The 15,507-nt window shown below is 66.0% G+C and carries 14 protein-coding genes and 1 pseudogene; 4 read left to right on the forward strand and 11 right to left on the reverse strand.

Annotation, left to right across the window (positions count from 1 at the left end):
- From G205_RS18985 to G205_RS18995, 3 genes are all read left to right on the forward strand, one after another.
- On the forward strand, window positions 1–2,005 hold a 2,005-nt coding region (locus tag G205_RS18985; RefSeq protein ID WP_009359431.1), incomplete at its 5' end, for a DEAD/DEAH box helicase.
- Window positions 2,006–2,056: 51 nt separating this feature from the next.
- Window positions 2,057–3,712 (forward strand): amidohydrolase, encoded by a 1,656-nt coding sequence (locus G205_RS18990; RefSeq protein ID WP_009359432.1) that lies wholly within the window; start codon window positions 2,057–2,059, stop codon window positions 3,710–3,712.
- 98 nt (window positions 3,713–3,810) lie between these two features.
- Entirely contained in the window at window positions 3,811–4,554 is a 744-nt protein-coding gene (locus G205_RS18995) for a polyprenol monophosphomannose synthase (RefSeq protein ID WP_009359433.1), read from the forward strand.
- 74 nt (window positions 4,555–4,628) lie between these two features.
- Here the strand turns inward: G205_RS18995 and G205_RS19000 are convergent, their stop codons facing one another.
- From G205_RS19000 to G205_RS19020, 5 genes and pseudogenes are all read right to left on the reverse strand, one after another.
- Entirely contained in the window at window positions 4,629–4,976 is a 348-nt protein-coding gene (locus tag G205_RS19000) for an RNA polymerase-binding protein RbpA (RefSeq protein ID WP_035753852.1), read from the reverse strand.
- Window positions 4,977–5,215: 239 nt separating this feature from the next.
- Entirely contained in the window at window positions 5,216–6,163 is a 948-nt protein-coding gene (locus G205_RS19005) for an SPFH domain-containing protein (RefSeq protein WP_035753854.1), read from the reverse strand.
- Between the two features lie 34 nt (window positions 6,164–6,197).
- Window positions 6,198–6,659 carry an NfeD family protein gene (locus tag G205_RS19010; protein ID WP_009359436.1) on the reverse strand — a complete coding sequence of 154 codons (462 nt, stop codon included), beginning with the start codon at window positions 6,657–6,659 and terminating at the stop codon, window positions 6,198–6,200.
- A 123-nt stretch (window positions 6,660–6,782) separates the two neighbouring features.
- Window positions 6,783–7,667 (reverse strand): putative RNA methyltransferase, encoded by an 885-nt coding sequence (locus tag G205_RS19015; RefSeq protein WP_009359437.1) that lies wholly within the window; start codon window positions 7,665–7,667, stop codon window positions 6,783–6,785.
- A gap of 38 nt (window positions 7,668–7,705) precedes the next feature.
- Window positions 7,706–8,385 (reverse strand): annotated as a pseudogene (locus G205_RS19020) (peptide deformylase).
- 44 nt (window positions 8,386–8,429) lie between these two features.
- On the opposite strand from G205_RS19020, the gene G205_RS19025 reads away from it, so the two are divergent.
- Entirely contained in the window at window positions 8,430–8,843 is a 414-nt protein-coding gene (locus G205_RS19025; protein WP_009359438.1) for a nuclear transport factor 2 family protein, read from the forward strand.
- Window positions 8,844–8,909: 66 nt separating this feature from the next.
- Here the strand turns inward: G205_RS19025 and G205_RS19030 are convergent, their stop codons facing one another.
- The 6 genes from G205_RS19030 to G205_RS19060 form a co-directional block, all read right to left on the reverse strand.
- Window positions 8,910–10,028 (reverse strand): FAD-dependent oxidoreductase, encoded by a 1,119-nt coding sequence (locus tag G205_RS19030; protein WP_338058437.1) that lies wholly within the window; start codon window positions 10,026–10,028, stop codon window positions 8,910–8,912.
- Between the two features lie 2 nt (window positions 10,029–10,030).
- The gene (locus G205_RS19035) at window positions 10,031–10,708 is read right to left on the reverse strand and encodes a class I SAM-dependent methyltransferase (protein ID WP_009359441.1); all 678 of its coding nucleotides are present in this window, start codon (window positions 10,706–10,708) and stop codon (window positions 10,031–10,033) included.
- 17 nt (window positions 10,709–10,725) lie between these two features.
- Window positions 10,726–11,949 (reverse strand): type III polyketide synthase, encoded by a 1,224-nt coding sequence (locus tag G205_RS19040; RefSeq protein ID WP_009359442.1) that lies wholly within the window; start codon window positions 11,947–11,949, stop codon window positions 10,726–10,728.
- A gap of 408 nt (window positions 11,950–12,357) precedes the next feature.
- Window positions 12,358–13,413, reverse strand: coding sequence for a hypothetical protein (locus tag G205_RS19050; RefSeq protein ID WP_235047093.1), 1,056 nt, complete (start codon window positions 13,411–13,413; stop codon window positions 12,358–12,360).
- Window positions 13,414–13,873: 460 nt separating this feature from the next.
- Window positions 13,874–14,227 (reverse strand): helix-turn-helix domain-containing protein, encoded by a 354-nt coding sequence (locus tag G205_RS19055; protein ID WP_009359444.1) that lies wholly within the window; start codon window positions 14,225–14,227, stop codon window positions 13,874–13,876.
- The gene (locus tag G205_RS19060; protein WP_009359445.1) at window positions 14,220–15,353 is read right to left on the reverse strand and encodes a tyrosine-type recombinase/integrase; all 1,134 of its coding nucleotides are present in this window, start codon (window positions 15,351–15,353) and stop codon (window positions 14,220–14,222) included. The genes G205_RS19055 and G205_RS19060 overlap by 8 nt, the downstream gene beginning before the upstream one ends.
- Between the last annotated feature and the right edge of the window lie 154 nt (window positions 15,354–15,507).

A 15,507-nucleotide genomic window follows, 5' to 3' on the forward strand; every position in this document is an offset into this window, starting at 1 on the left:
CCGCGGCAACGACCGCCCTGTCCGGGGCGCCGAACCGAACGGGGTGCGAAGGGCCAGCCGGCCCCAGGTGATCGCCAGCCTGGACAAAATGGACCTGCTGCCGGCCATCACCTTCATCTTCTCCCGTGCCGGCTGTGACGCTGCGGTGGCCCAGTGCGTCGGCTCGGGGCTGTGGCTGACCACCGAAAAGGAACAGCGCATTATCGCCCAACGGGTGGACGAGGCAGGCTACGACATTCCGCCGGACGACCTGGACGTCCTCGGTTTCTGGACCTGGCGCGACGGGCTGCTGCGCGGCTTCGCCGCGCACCACGCCGGCATGCTGCCCACTTTCAAGGAAGTGGTGGAGAAACTTTTCGCCGATGGCCTGGTCAAAGCCGTCTTCGCGACCGAGACCCTCGCTCTGGGCGTCAACATGCCGGCCCGTTCAGTGGTGCTGGAGAAGCTGGACAAGTTCAACGGCGAAGCCCACGTGGATATCACGGCAGGCGAGTACACGCAGCTGACCGGCCGCGCGGGAAGGCGCGGCATCGACGTCGAAGGCCATGCGGTGGTGCTGTGGCAGCCCGGCACGGACCCGACGGCGGTGGCCGGCCTGGCCTCCCGGCGTACCTACCCGCTGAACTCGAGCTTCCGGCCCACCTACAACATGAGCATCAACCTCCTGGCGCAGTTTGGCCGTGCGCGGGCCCGCGAGATCCTGGAATCCTCGTTCGCCCAGTTCCAGGCTGACCGGTCCGTGGTGGGCCTGGCCAGGCAGGTGCGCAGCCGCGAGGAGTCCCTCGCCGGCTACGCCAAATCCATGACGTGCCACCTGGGCGACTTTACCGAGTACGCACGGCTGCGCCGGGAACTTTCGGACGCGGAAAACGCCACCTCACGGGCGAAATCCCGGGCCAGGAAGTCGCTCAGTGACGACTCGCTGGCCCGGCTCCTGCCCGGCGACGTGGTCAACGTCCCGGGCGGCAGGGCGCCCGGTCCGGCCATCGTCCTGAGTTCCGACCACAGCAGCCGTGAGCCCAGGCCCGCCGTCCTCACCCTGGACAACCAGCTGCGCCGGATCAGCACCGACGATCTGGAAGGCCCCATCTCGCCTGTTACCAGGATCCGGATTCCGAAGTCGTTCAACGCCAAGGTGCCAAAGTCGCGCCGCGACCTCGCATCCTCCGCCCGGAATGCGCTGCGGGAAAACCGCCCGCCGGCCCCGGGACACAACCGCAACAACGATTTCGGCCGTGCCAGCGCCATGCCCAACCAGGAGAAGCGCATCGCGGACCTCCGGCGGGCCCTGCGCGCCCACCCCTGCCACGGGTGCAGCGAGCGTGAGGACCACGCACGGTGGTCGGAGCGCTGGTGGAAACTCCGGCGGGAAACGGACGGACTGGTCAGGCAGATCCAGGGCCGCACCAACACCATCGCCAAGACCTTCGACCGCGTCTGCGATGTCCTCTCCGCCTACGGCTACCTTGAGGACGCGGGGGAGGGCCGGCTGCTCATCAGCCCGGACGGCCAGCGCCTGCGCCGGATCTACGGCGAGAAGGACCTGCTGATTTCCCAGTCGCTGCGGTTGGGCGCCTTTGACGATCTCGACGCGGTGGAAGTCGCAGCGCTGGCCAGTGCCCTGGTGTACCAGGCCAAGCGGGAAGACCGCGGCCTCCGGCCCCGGATGCCCAGCGTCTCCCTGGAAACCGCGGTGGACATTGTGGTGCGCGAATGGTCCGCGCTGGAGGACGTAGAAGAGGAGAACAAGCTTCCGCTGACCGGCGAACCGGAGCTGGGACTGGTGTGGCCCATCTACAAGTGGGCACGCGGCCGGCATCTCCAGGATGTCCTGAGCGGGACGGACCTGGCGGCGGGCGACTTTGTCCGCTGGGTGAAGCAGGTGGTGGACCTGCTGGACCAGCTGGCCAAGATCCCCGGCCTTGAGCCCCGCCTCGCCCGGCTGTGCGCCGAGGCCATCACCCTGATCCGCCGCGGCGTCGTGGCATATTCCTCTGTCCTCTGAACTTCCCCCGGCCCAGCCGCCGGCACGCAACCTCCAGGAGCCCTGCCCCGTATGACCCAGTCCGGTCCCGCAAACCCGTCCCGTCCGCAAGCTGTCCTCTACCGCAACGGTTCCGTCTACAGCGCTGCCGATCCCTTCGCCACCGCCATGCTCGTGGACGGCGACACCGTGGCGTGGGTGGGGTCCGAACAGGCGGCCACGTCCATAGCCGACAGTTCCATGGAAGTCATCGACCTGCGGGGCGCCCTCGTCGCTCCCGGATTCGTCGATTCGCACATGCACCTGACCGAGACAGGGATCGCGCTGGATTCCCTCCAGCTGGGCGGAATCTCCTCCGCGCGGGAGCTGCTGGATGCGGTGGCCGCGGCTCCCGGTGACGGACCGGTCCTGGGCCACGGCTGGGATGAGACCACCTGGGCGGACGCCGCCCTGCCCACCGCGGAGGAACTGGAACGGGCGTCAGCCGGCAGGCCCGTCTACCTGTCACGGGTGGACGTGCACTCGGCCCTGGTATCGGCGTCGCTGGCCCGGTCCGCCGGCCTGCAGGACCAGGACGGGTTCGACGGCGGTCCCCGGGTCATGCGTGCCGCGCACACTGCGGCGCGGCAAGCGGCCCGCCGGCTGCCGGAAGCCGACCTCCGCCGCCACCAGGGACGTGCCCTGTCCGAGGCGGCCGCGAACGGCTATGTTGCGGTGGCAGAGATGGGCGCCCCGCACATCGGCGGGGCCGACGACCTGCGCCTGGCAGCAGCGTGGAACAGCACCGGGCCCGAGACCCCTTCCGTCCCTGAAGTCCTCGCGTACTGGGGCGAACTCGTCTCCTCGGAAGACCATGCCCGCAGCGTGCTGGACGGACTCGGCTTCGGGATCCGGGGCCTGGCCGGCGACCTGAACATCGATGGTTCGGTGGGGTCGCGGACTGCCGCCTTGCGGTCCGGCTACAGTGATGCACCGGAAGAGAAGGGCTCGCTTTACCTGGGGGTCGACGAGGCCGCGGCCCACCTCGCCGCCTGCTCCCTGCTGGGCATCCCGGGCGGCTTCCACGTCATCGGGGACGCAGGCCTGGACGCTGCCCTGTCCGCGCTGGACCTTGCCGCCGCCCAGGTGGGGGAGCAGCGCGTGCGGGCGGCCGGCCACCGCTTCGAGCACGTGGAGATGGTTGACGCTGCGGCCGTCGAAAAATTGTCCCGATATTCTGTGACAGTCAGCGCCCAGCCAGCGTTCGATGCCGCCTGGGGCGGTGCCGGGGGGCTTTACCAGCAGCGCCTGGGGGAGCGCAGCGCTGGAATGAATCCGTTCGCCACCCTGTATGCCGCCGGCGTCCCTGTCTGCTTCGGCAGCGACAGTCCGGTGACCCCGCTGCGGCCGTGGTCAAGTGTCCGGGCGTGCCTGGAGCACCACAACCCCGGGGAGCGGATTTCTGCCCGCGCCGCGTTCCTGGGACACACCCGTGCAGGCTGGCGGGCGGTCAGGTACCACAACCCCATGGCGGGCCAGCTCGTGCCCGGCGCCCCCGCCAGTTTCGCCGTCTGGGAGGTGGAGGAACTGATGGTGCAGGTGGCCGACGGGCGCGTGCAGTCGTGGAGTACCGATCCCCGCGCCCGGACTCCTCTGCTCCCCGCCCTGGATACCGGCAATGACCCGGTATGCCTGCAGACGGTGCGGGACGGCGTCGAATTGTTCTCCAGCCCGGCACTGCGTTCCTGACCCGGCATCCCTCCGCCCTATAATGGGTAGTTGCGCCTGCCGGCGGCTAGCCAGGCTGTCAGGTGCACACCGACCGCTCCTCCCAGGAAAGGCCCTTTGTGCGCGTCCTTACGATCATTCCCACCTACAACGAACTGGAATCGCTGCCCAAGACCCTTCAGCGGCTCCGCTCGGCTGTTCCGGCGTCGGACGTCCTGGTGGTGGATGACAACAGCCCCGACGGCACCGGCCAGCTTGCGGACACCATCGCCGCCGAGGACGCGCAGGTCCATGTCCTGCACCGTAAGGGCAAGGAGGGCCTTGGCGCCGCATACATCGCGGGATTCAAATGGGGCCTGGATGCCGGCTATGACGTGCTGGTGGAAATGGACGCGGACGGCTCGCACCAGCCGGAACAGCTGCCGCAGCTCCTGGAAGCCATCGACCACGGTGCGGACCTGGCCATGGGTTCGCGCTGGGTTCCCGGCGGACGCGTGGTGAACTGGCCGCTCTACCGCCAGGCTATTTCGCGCGTGGGCAGCACGTACGCCCGCCTCATGCTGGGCCTGAAGATCAAGGATGTGACCGGCGGCTACCGTGCGTTCCGCCGGACAACCCTGGAAAAGCTCAACCTGGACCAGGTGGACTCCGTGGGTTACGGCTTCCAGGTGGACCTGGCCTGGCGGGTGTCCCGCATGGGCCTGCGCATCGAGGAACGTCCCATCACCTTCGTGGAGCGTGAACTCGGCGCATCGAAGATGAGCGGCAACATCGTGCTCGAGGCAATGGTCAATGTGACCAAGTGGGGGCTCGCTGCCCGCTGGAACGCGCTCACCCGGAAAAAAGGTTCAACCCAGGCATAGGACCGCTGGCCCCACGACAGAAAAGGGGCCCGTTCCCGCACTACTGTGCGGGAACGGGCCCCTTTTGCGTGGTCCTAAGCGGAGCGGCGTTCTCCGCGGCGTTCCCGGAGGAGGGTCAGGCGGTCCTCGAGGATCTGCTCAAGCTCGGGCAGGGAACGGCGTTCCAGCAGCATGTCCCAGTGGGTACGGACAGCTTTGTCGTTGCTGGTGTCCGGGCGTTCGCCGTCAACCAGAAGGGCTTCCTTGCCGGTCTTGGAAACCCATACCGGCGGAATCTCGGCTTCGGAGGAGAAGGTAACGAAAACCTGTTCGCCGTCCTCGCAACGGTACTCGACGCGCTGGCGCGGAGCCGGCTCAACCCCGGACTCGGTCTCCATGCTCTGCGCACCAAGGCGCATACCCCGCAGGCTGCGATCGCTCATGATTTCTCCCTCTTCTCGGTTCGCGGAGCAGGACCCCGCGCCAGCCGGTGGCGATGAAGCACCACCGGGCTACTGTTTGCTCTGCGCTGCATCATAGGATTCAACGCATTGCGAAGCTTTGTTGTTCCAGCGGATTGCTCCTGCCGGACAAATACCCAATTATACGTGGGTCATGCCGCCGGAACCAAAACAGGGAAGGGACCCGCGGAACGCGGATCCCTTCCCGTCAGCAATGCTGCTTATGGTTCGGTGGACTTCGCTCCCACCTCATCAAAGAGGCCGCCCGCTGCCGCCGGATCCGGGTTGGTTCCGCCCAGCGCGTTCCCGATTCCCTTCAGTGCTTCGCCGACTTCGCTGGGGATGATCCACAGCTTGTTGGATGAGCCTTCAGCAAGCTTCGGCAGGGTCTGCAGGTACTGGTAGGCCAGCAGTTTCTGGTCCGGGTTGCCGCGGTGGATGGCGTCGAACACCTTCTGGATGGCCTGGGCCTCACCGTCGGCGCGGAGGATAGCGGCCTTGGCATCGCCCTCCGCAGCAAGGATGGAAGCCTGCCGCTGGCCCTCCGCCGTCAGGATGGCCGACTGCTTGGTACCTTCTGCCGTCAGGATGGCCGCCCGCCGGTCACGCTCGGCGCGCATCTGCTTTTCCATCGAGTCCTGGATGGAGTGCGGCGGATCGATCGCCTTCAGCTCAACACGGGAAACGCGGATTCCCCAGCGGCCGGTGGCCTCATCCAGGACGCCGCGGAGCTGGCCGTTGATCTGGTCACGCGAGGTGAGCGCTTCTTCGAGGTTCAGTCCGCCCACCACGTTACGGAGCGTGGTGGTGGTGAGCTGCTCCACCGCCTGGATATAGTTGGCGATCTCGTAGGTGGCTGCGCGGGGGTCGGTGACCTGGAAGTAGACCACGGTGTCGATCGAGACCACCAGGTTGTCCTCGGTGATCACCGGCTGCGGCGGGAAGGAGACCACCTGCTCGCGGAGGTCCAGCAGCGGAAGGAGCCGGTCCACGAAGGGAATGAGGATGGTCAGCCCCGGATTCAGGGTGCGCTGGTATTTGCCGAGCCGCTCCACCACGCCGGCCCTGGCCTGCGGAATGATCCGGACCGAGCGCACCAGAACGATGATCACAAACACGATCAGGACTACCAGCACGACGGCCAAAGCCGCTCCTCCTGCGTTTTCCATGCGTCTCCCTTGTTCCCCAATTGATACTGCTGTGTCAGGACGTGCCGCTGGCGGGTGGCGCCGAAACTACTGCCGTGGCGCCGTCGATCGCCGCCACCACCACTTTTTGTCCGGCGGGAAGCACCCCGGCCTCGGAACGGGCGCTCCAGATGTCGCCGCCGATCTTTACCAGGCCGCCGTCCGAGGTGACGGCCTCCATCACCACTGCCTGCTCGCCGATCAGCCGGTCAACGTTGGTGCGCTGCTCGGCGGGGCCCTTCTTCAGGTGGGACAGCGCCACCGGACGGACGAAAGCGATCATCAGCAGGGACACCACGCAGAAAACGACGATCTGCAGCCAGCCGTCAGCGCCGGCAAAGTCTGCTACCAGGGCAGCCAGGGCACCGCCGCCGAGCATGATGAAAAACAGGTCAAGCGTGATCATCTCGATCACCGCAAATGCCAGGAAAGCCGTGAGCCACAGGGCCCACCAGTTTTCCCCCAACCATTCGAACACTGCCGCCCCCTTGGTCACCCGGGCACCGTCGCGGGCCCTTTGGTACCTGTTTTCTTATCCTAGTCCGGGGCCGGGGCTGTGGGCCGGGTCACGCAACCGGCAGTGGCGATAGTGGCCAAGTCGTTACGTGCCGTCCGGCAGCCGGGGCCGGAACACCGTCAGCCGGAACTTCGCCTCGACCCGCAGCGGCTCCGGAATGCCGCTAAGCCGGGCGACGATGGCGTCGCGGTCCGTGTGGTGGCCTGCCGGCCCCATGAATGCCAGGGCTGCCGCATCCTCGCGGTTGAGCGCCAGTGGAATGTCGACGTCGGAGCTTTCCTCCACCTCGAAGTGCCGGGCCATCGCGGCGGCCAGCCGGGCGTCCTTGCCTTCCTCAATGGCGAGCATGCCCGCCAGGGCTGCGATGCCGGCAAGATGGCCCTCGCGCGGGGTGACCACCACCAGGCGCCCGCCGGGCCGGAGAACACGGGCGAACTCGGCAGCGTTGCGGGGCGCAAAAATCACCGTGACCACATCAACAGAGTTAGCTGCCAGCGGCAGCGGCTGCCAGATATCCCACACCAGGTTCATGGCTTCGGGGTTGAGCCGGGCGGCACGGCGCAGCGCGAATTTGGAAATGTCAAGCCCTGCGGCGGACACTGTCCGGCCGTGTGCGGCGGCTGTGTCCAGCAGTTCGCGCAGGTAGTGCCCGGTTCCGGTGCCCGAGTCCAGCACGGCCGGCCGGTCGCCGGACAGGACGGGTACGACGGCGGCTGCCACGGCTTGTGCCAGCGGCCGGTAGTGGCCCCGGCTAAGGAAGTTGAAGCGGGCATCCACCATCGCGGCGGAATCGGCCTTGAAGGCGGTGCCCTTACCGACCAGCAGGTTGAAGTAGCCCTGCCGTGCGGCGTCGAAACTGTGCCGTGCGGCGCAGGCAAGCCTTCCCGGTTTCGGCGGCTCGGCGGCGGTGTAGGTCAACGGCGCCGAGCAGACCGGGCACAGCAGGGGAAGGTCCGTTGTTGGGGGCATTGCACCATCTTAGGCGGCCGGCCCCTCCGGCCCGGACGTCAGCTGACGCTGATGCCCGCCGGCTGGTCGTCAAAGCCGAGGCCCTCCCGGGCCCTGCCGATTCCGGGCGCAGCCCAATGCGCCGCGTACTCGCTGTTGCTGCTCAAGGACCGCAGCTGGGCCCTGTCGATGTAGAGGATCCCGTTGAGGTGGTCGGTTTCGTGCTGCACGATCCGGGCCTGCCAGCCGGAAAACTGGCGCTGCACCGCCGCGCGTCGGGCGTTTCATACTCAAGGAGCACGTTCTCCGGGCGGGCCACCACGGCCTGGAGCCCGTTCAGGGAGAGGCATCCTTCGTAAAAAGCGGCGGTTCCGCTGCCCTGCGGCGTGTACCGGGGATTGAGGATGGCCAGGAACTCCAGCGGGATCCGGTTGCGCAAGGCGGCTGCCTCCGGATCGACGTCGTACTGGTCCTCAAGGACCGCAATTTGAAGCGGTATGCCAAGCTGCGGCGCCGCCAGCCCCACCCCGGGTGCCTCGTGCATGACCTGGCGCATCAGCTCAATCAGCCGGGCCAACTGGTCCGCGGGCAGTTGTCCGTTGTAGGCCGCCGCGCGCTGGCGCAGCGCCGGGTGGCCGGCCTGGACGATCGGCGGCAACATCCCGGCAGAGAGGATCTGCTCCACCAGTTCGCGGATCTGGTCGTCGGTCATGGCCGTTCCGGGCGTGCTTGGCGTCATGACGAAAGCCTACTGGGCAGCGGGGCTGGGCTACTGTCGATGTCATGGCCATTTCGTCTCTGCCCGGCGCGTCGCCGCTCGATTGCGTCCTGGGTTTCCTCAAGGTGCTGGAAGCGGGCGGGGGAGCGGCGGGCATCAAGCCATTCCTTGCCGAGTCATTCATTCTGGTGGAGGCTCCGCACTTGCTCGCTCCCGAGGGCGCCACCCGGACCCTGGCAGATGTCCTCGCCGGCGCCGACCAGAGTTCCACGGTGGTGCGGGACCAGAAGTTCACCATCCGCCGCACCACGTGCGAGGAGGGCAGGGTGGCCGTGGAAGCGGACTGGTCCGCCACTGTCCTGATGGACCTCCGGTACTGGGATGCTGGGGAAACCATTCGGGCGAGGACGTCCTCGGTGTTCGAAGTCAGCGACGGCCTGATCGTCAGCCAGGACAGTTACGACTGCTACTTCCGGTAAGCCTGCACGAGTTGCCGGAGTGGAGCCGCTCCTCCTGCATGGTGAACCGCCGCGCCACCCAGGCGTTCACGGCCGGCGTTGCGGCGGCGGCGCCGATGGCCGCATTCCGCAAGCGCACCAGGGGCGACGGCAGCGGGCGTCCCAGCAGCATGTTGATTTCCGACTGCCGGCGGGCCAGCTGCGCAGCCCGGCGCCGGTCCGCCTCGAACCGCGTGAATTCGGTGTCCGTGCGCCTTCCTGCCAGGGATTCCAGGAGGAGCGGAACCAGGGCCCGGGCGTCCAGCCAGCGAGATTCATGCCCTGGCCCCCGATGGGACTGATTTCATGGGCGGCATCGCCCAGCAGCACCACCCTTCCCACCGCCGTTCTCAGCGCGAGGGTGGAGCGCACGCTGAACGCGCTGAGCATGCTGTTGGTCCCGGCGTCGGGCAGGATACCGGTGCGCTGCGCGACGATCCCGGCGAGGTCCACGGCCCGTGCATCTTCTGCCGGTCGGCCGAGACGGACCACCCAGCGCCGGATTCCGCCCGGCAGGGGAAAGGACTCGACAATTCCGTCGCGCTCCAGGAAGAGGACCGCCATGTCCCCGTGGCGGCCGGAATCGGCGAAATCCCCCATCAGGTAGTGGTCCGGATACGTCTTCCTGTGTACTGGAACGCCCAGGAGGCCGCGCCACCTGGACCGGGCGCCGTCTGCGGCCACCACCATCGAGGCGCTGAAGGACGTGGCTCCTGCCGGCGTGCCCGGCGGCCGCTGCACCTCGATGGTGACGTGGTCGCCGTCGTCGTTCACTCCGGTGGCTTCCACGCCCCGTACCAGCGCCCCGCTGTCCAATGCGCGAAGGCGGGTCTCCAGAAGTTGCTCGGTCCGGAACTGGGGCAGTGCCAGCACGAACGGGAAGGTGTCCGAAACGCCGTCGAACGCCATGACGCCCAGTGTTTTTCCGCGGCTGACCGCCATTCCGGTCCGGATCGGAACGCCTTCGCGCACCAGGGCGGAAGCAACACCGATGCCGTCCAGGGCATCGAGCGCCGGGGGATGGATGCCGATGGCGCGCGAGTGGAGGTCACGGGACTGCCGGCGCTCAAGCACCCGGACGCTGATGCCCTGCTGGAGAAGCGCCGCCGCGAGGTACAGGCCTACCGGACCGCCGCCCACCACCACCACATCTACATCCACTTTCATGGTTACCCCTGGCGGTAGGTGAGGACCTGGTGGAAAGCGGCGCTGCGTTCCACTGTCCAGCCCGGGGGAGCGAGCGCGGAAAGTTCGGCAGGAGTGTAGCTCCGGCGGATGGAGGTCAGCCCGTCCACGCGGATGTAGGAGCCGCGAAAGGGGAGGGCTGCCATCCCGAACAGGGTGAAGGCTGCGGGGCTTCGGCGGAGGTCGTTGTGCAGGACCTTCGTCCCGGCGAGGACCTCCGAATGCGCCAGCAGGGTTCGCAGTTCCTCCGCGGGGAGGTGATGGAGGACGTGGTTGGAGATCACCACGTCATATGTCCGGCCGGCTACCACCTCGTCCGCACTGTGTGCCTGCCGGAACTCGACGCCCTGTACGGGAGGCCGCTTCTGCGCGAAGGATGCTGCACGGGGGTCGGGATCAATTCCCGTGATGGAGAGGCTGAGGCCGTCGCGCCGGGCCCAGCGGGCCAGCATGACGGCAAGGTCGCCGCCGCCGGAGCCAATATCCAGGACCCGGACCGGCTGTACCGCCAGCAAGGGACGGAGCTCCCGCCGGTAGAGCCGCCGCCAGCCGCCGAGGACCCGGTTCACGACGCCGAACTGGCGGTAGGTGTTGTCCAGCCGGCGGGCGTCGCAGTCAGGCAGGTCCATCAGCTCCACAGCCGTGGCGTCACGTTTCCGCATCGGCAGATCCACGCCGGTCAGGCCACCGGGGCTTCCGCCGCCAGCGGCTGCCGGATCTCCGCTGCCCGGCCGCCGGAGACTGCCGCAGTGTCCGCCGGCGCCTGCCGCAGTTTCGTGAACAGGGCCGTCTCCACGGTGAGGCCGGGCCCGAATGCCATGGAGCAGATCCGCCCGCCGCCGGCACCGTCCTGGGGCTGAACGTCCTGTTCCAAGATGTGTTTGAGGACGAAGAGCACGGTGGCGCTGCTCATGTTGCCGTAGTTCCGCAGGACTTCGCGGGCCGGCACCAGTTGCGGGTCGGTCAGGCCGAGCCGGGACTGGACCTTGTCCAGGATGCTGCGCCCGCCCGGATGGATGCCCCAGTGCTGGATGGACGTGTAGGGGAGTGCTGCCAGTTCAGGCTCCTGCGCCAGGAGGGGCTGCAGTGCCCCCACAATGTGGTCGTCGATGATGTGCGGGACGTAGTTGCCGAGCACCATTTCAAAGCCATTGTCGCCGATGTTCCAGGCCATGGAGTCCTCGCCAACCGGCGTGAGCACAGTTTCGAAGTGGTCCAGTCGCAGGAGTGCCTTTTCCGCCGCATCCGGCCGGGCCGTGACCACGGCGGCGGCCGCACCGTCAGCAAACAATGCGGAGCCCATGATGGTGTCGGGGTCGTTCGAGGTCCGCACGTGCAGCGAGCACAGTTCGGCGCACACCACCAGGACCACGGCGTTCGGGTCAGCCTCACAGAAGAGCTTCGCGGCGCGGAGTGCGGGAAAGGCGGCATAACAACCCATGAAACCGAGGTGGTAACGCTGGACCGCCGGATCCAGGCCAAGCTCACGGACGATCTTGTAGTCCGGTCCGGGGTTGAAGAAACCCGTACAGGAGACGGTCACGAGGTGAGTTATGTCAACTAAATCGAATTCCGAGGCGGCGTCCAGTGCTGCACGGGCGGCTGCCACGAACAGTTTGGTGGCCTCACGGGCGAAGATTTCGTTGCGGACCTTGGTGCTCGGATTCAGGAGAAGGCCAGAGGACGGGTCGTAGAACTGCGGGTCGTCCGAGCGGAAGTCGTTGGTCAGTTCCTCAACAGCTGTGAACCGGGTATCGATGGCAGCCGAGTCGAAGCAGGTATTGACCAGCCGCGAACCCAGCCTCGTGAGGCCTGGCTGGGCGGCGAAGACGTCACGGGCTTCAGACTGGACCAGCATGGTTTTGGGAACCGCAGTTTCAAGTGATCGCACATAGACCGTCATTGACCCATTCTTAACGAGGGCCCACATTAAGACAATGGCATGCGCCGCTGACCTGCGGAATTGCTTGTGGCTACACGGCTCCAGCGCACTAAGGATCGAGAGGCCCAGACCCATCCCGGGACAATTCGCGGACTGGCAGCGGGACGTGTTGATGTGGGACGAGTTGGCCCGTTCATGCGGACGTTTTCTCGGCACGTTGTCTGTTAAGGCTGCTCTTTGGGTCTGGGGAAGTGGACGTTGCTGAGTGTTTCCTGAAGGGTCCTACGAAGTTGAGGGCCGTCAAAATACTCAGGGCCGTCGCCCGGGGCGTAAAGGGAAAGAGCGAAGAGTAGATTTTCCATGTCTTCTTCGCCTAGATATTCATCGAGCAGGACGCCTTCTAACGCCGCAGCAGCGATCTTGGATTCGTCACCGTCCAGGATTCTCTGCGCAGCTTCCTGGAATCGCTTGGAGATTCGGATCATCTCGGTGCCTTCCTGGTCGCCGCTGCCGAGGCGATGTATTGGGCGTAGTTGGCTGATGAGTCGATGGCGTGGCGATCGATCGTGGCCGGGGAGTAGCGAGGGCTTCGGCGATGATTGCAACGGGGGCGAGTTTGGTGAGTTCGTGGAGGGTTCCGAGCCTGGCCGCTCGGGTGCTGAAGTCAGTGCTCAGCCGTTGAGTGAGGGTTGAGGCTTGGATGTGCTGGCCGGGTGAGCCGCCGCGAAATACCCAGTTGCTGTTGGGGTGCGCTGCTGTCTGGTGGTGGGTTGGCGTGGCTGCGAGTTCGCGCCATGGCTCATCGAGCGGTGATGTGAGTGCGATTTCGACGGTTCCGAAGGTGATGCTGACGAGGTCCTCTGTCACGGTGACGTTGTCCCAGGTCAGTCGGACGATGTTGGTGACCTGCTGGCCGAAGACCAGGATGAGGATGGCTGCGGCGCGGTCCCTCGGGTTCATGTCGATCGTGTGGCTGACGGTGGCAACGAGCTCGGTCTGAGCGGTGGCGTCGAGTCGTGGGCTGGTGCCGCGCCGGTGGGGCTGCAGCTTCACTGAGGGATCGATAAGGCTGGTTCTGGTTGCCCAGTCGAGGAAGCATGAGGCAATGCCTCGTGTCGTCGGGCCTTCTGCTTGCCATCGGTCCAGGTGCGCCTGGGTCACTTCTGCGAGTTCAGTGTCGCGTTCGGTGAGCCAGTTCAGCAGTTCGATAGCCACGGTGACTGACTGTTTGGCCCTCAGGAAGGTGCCTTGGGTGACCTCGTCCATCTGGTTCATCCGGCGTTGGTGGTGCCAGCGGATGTAGCGCCGGATGATGTCCCGATGGTTCTGGCTGGTGATCCGCTCGAGTGCCTGGTCGGACCATTCACCGAACCTTGCGCTGAGCTCATCGCGGCGCGGCAGCGCGTTGTGTTCAACGAGTAGGCCGCGGACGTATTCGCGGGTGCGGGAGGCCGGCAGTTCGTCGAGACGTGCGTGTGTGATCACAGGCGCGGCCGACAGTTGTTGGAGGAAGGCAGTGACGTGTGGTTGCTGGATCCAGGTCAGGCCACTGTTGGCCCGTTTCATGGACTTGAAGGCTGTGGCGATTGCTTGAAGCGCGGGGGAGGGCGTCTGATTGTCCAGTGGGCTGAGGAGCCTGTCGACGGTAGCGGCGAGGATGCATGACCAGCATCGGTTCCCTGAGTGGAGTTCATCCTCGCTCCCGCATCCGATGCAGTCGATGTTGAGCTGGACTCCGGAGCAGCTCCGGCATGCCGGCAGCGTGTCGACGCGGCCGGGCAGGACGCCCTCGTGACCGCAGGCGCAGGTGCCTCGGGTTCTTTTGGCCTGCTGGTAGCAGTAGCCGCAGATTCCGCCGTCCGGCCAGCGGACCGCGATTTGATGGTGTTCGCCGCAGCGCCCGCATGCTTCGGGCCATTTGATGGGGTCGCCGGCTTTTCGCGGCCTAGGCATCTTCATCCGGTGGCAGCACGCGGATCCGTCGCGCGCTCGGCGCGCCGGGGGTGATCCCAAGATCCTCTGGCCTCTTCGGGGCGTTGGCGGTCTTCGCGGCGCGCATCTGCACGTAGGGTTCGAACAGGTCGTTGGGCGTGCATTCCAGGATGTCGCAGAGCGCCGCGAAGGTCTGGGCTGGAATGCGTTCCGGCGTTCCGGTGACGAGCCGGTGGACCTGGGCGTTGGAGAGATTGATACCCCGGGATTTCAGCAGGGGGAGAAGCTCGGTGGTCTTCCAGAGGTTGCGTTGGGCCATCAGCTGCCGGAGGTTCCAGCGGTAGCCAATCCGTCGCTGTTCAGCCATGGCCGTTCCCCTCATCAGTGACGCCGCTGCGCAGCCGCTGGGCGATCATTTTCTGGATGGTCTTCTGTTTGAAGTCCGCCGACACGGAAGTATAGAGGGCTGTGGTGGAGGAGTAACTGTGCCCGACCTGCTGCTGGATAAACAAGGGGTCGTAACCGGCCTCGATCAGATGCGTCACGTAGGAGTGCCTCAGCGTGTGCAGGGTCAGTTCTTCCGGGAGCCCGGCGATTTTCCTCACCCGCTGGAAAGAGCGGTCGAAGTTGCGGTAAACAGTGGAGCCGGAGCGCTCTGATGGCCAGAGGCTGGCTGACCGGTCAGCGGTGGGGAATCGTTTACGGCCGTCAGGGGAGAGCCAGTACTCAAGGAGCCCCACCACCCAGTCGAATTCCGGGACGGTGAGCACGGTCCGGCGACGTGGCCCTGAACCCTTGGTGCCCTTTGCCCAGCGCACTTGGAGCGCCCCGAAGCGTCCAAACTGTTCAACGTGCGGGTTAGGGCCGAAATCAACGTACTCAAGCATCACCAGTTCACGCCGGCGAAGCCCGTAGGCGTAAGCGACCTTGAACGCCGTCGAGTCCCTCAGCGCCGGAAGCCATCGCTTTGAACCCTTGGCGAACTCAGTGTCGACCAGATCGTCGGCGGCATCGAAGAAGGTCTGCAGTTCGGTCCGCGTGAAGGCCCGGCGTCGTGCCGGCACGGCATCATCGGTCGTGTGTCGGGGTGAGTTCCACTCGAAGACCACCTGTACCGGAATGTCGGCAAAGATCCGTTCGCAGAATGACGCCCAGCCGTAGCGTCCGTCCGTCAGGTACGAGCAGAACGCCCTGATCGCCCCGGAATTAGCCCTCAGGGTTGATAACGCCAGACCTTTCTCAGAGCTGCGCCTGTCAGCCAGGAACTCATCTACGTGATGCGCCGACCACGTCCACGGATACTCATTGGCGTGCTCCTGAAACTTTTGGACCGTTCCACACGAGCTCTTGATGTACGACGTCGACAGGCCACGCGCCAACATCTGCGCACGCCAGCCATCCAACATCGCCTCGAAAACTCGATCCTCGGCCCGCAGCAGCCCGACATTGACGTTGGTCAGAAAGGCCGGAATGCGCCCAGGTTCGATGCTCACTGATCCAACTGTACGCAAAAATCTCTCACTTAGTGAGAGATTAGGCCGCTATCCCACGCCATTGCGCGTAGCGACTCGTTCAGGCCCGTCGCCGCTGAGGCATCAATGGAGCCGTTTGACCTGCGTAAACACCAAAAAACTATGCGGGACCAGT

This window comes from Arthrobacter nitrophenolicus (assembly GCF_000332815.1).
GTDB classification, from domain to species: Bacteria; Actinomycetota; Actinomycetes; order Actinomycetales; family Micrococcaceae; genus Arthrobacter; species Arthrobacter nitrophenolicus.